At 60.6% G+C, this 665-nt stretch carries 1 protein-coding gene; it reads right to left on the bottom strand.

The features are described 5' to 3' along the window. Positions 1–665, bottom strand: a 665-nt coding sequence (locus AC1D0P_RS26715) for a DUF6716 putative glycosyltransferase (RefSeq protein ID WP_477679490.1), incomplete at both ends; no start/stop codon positions are given.

Here is a 665-nt window from a genome sequence, read left to right as displayed (position 1 = left end):
GCTGTTCGACCGCATCGACCATGGCATCGAACGTATAGGCGGGTGAATAGCCGACCCAGTCGAGCCAGGCGGGCGAGACCTGCATTTCCAGGAGCCTGTCGAGACTATGGTCGGGACGCAGGTTGACCATGACCCCGCTCGGCACGAAGACATGCGTGCCATATTTGTTGGAGACACCGAAATTGCCGATGGTGAAGAAGGGAACACCGTGATTGAGGCCGTCGAACACGGCCGTCGACGAGACGGTACCAAGCAGCGAGGCTTCGGCGAGTTGCATGTCGAGCGGCCGATAGTCGACCGTCAGGTTGGGGATCGACAGTTTGTCGAAATAATCGGCGGGATGATAGATCGAGGCGTGGAAGGATTTTTCGCCTTTGGCGATGCGAGGCTTGATCGCGACATCCCATTCGGGATTGGCTTCCGCCAGTTTGGCCAGCAGCGAAAACATGTGCGAGCGGTCCTTGCGGATGCCCGGCACGATGATTTGCTCGCAGAACACCATCTTGCGACGCTCGGTCACCACCCGCTCGCCCGGCTTGCCGCGGTGGAGGCCGGTCAGGACCGCCTTGGGCGCCTCCTTCTCGCGGCCGAGCAGGAACTCATCGAAAAGGATTTTGTCGCGCCGTCCGTTGAGGCCGATAATGTCGCAGCCGAGCCGCCAGAAC

The organism is Polaromonas sp. P1_G2, from assembly GCF_056405515.1.
The sequence above is the reverse complement of the archived record's forward strand: the minus strand, read 5'-3'. Positions and strand labels throughout refer to the sequence as shown.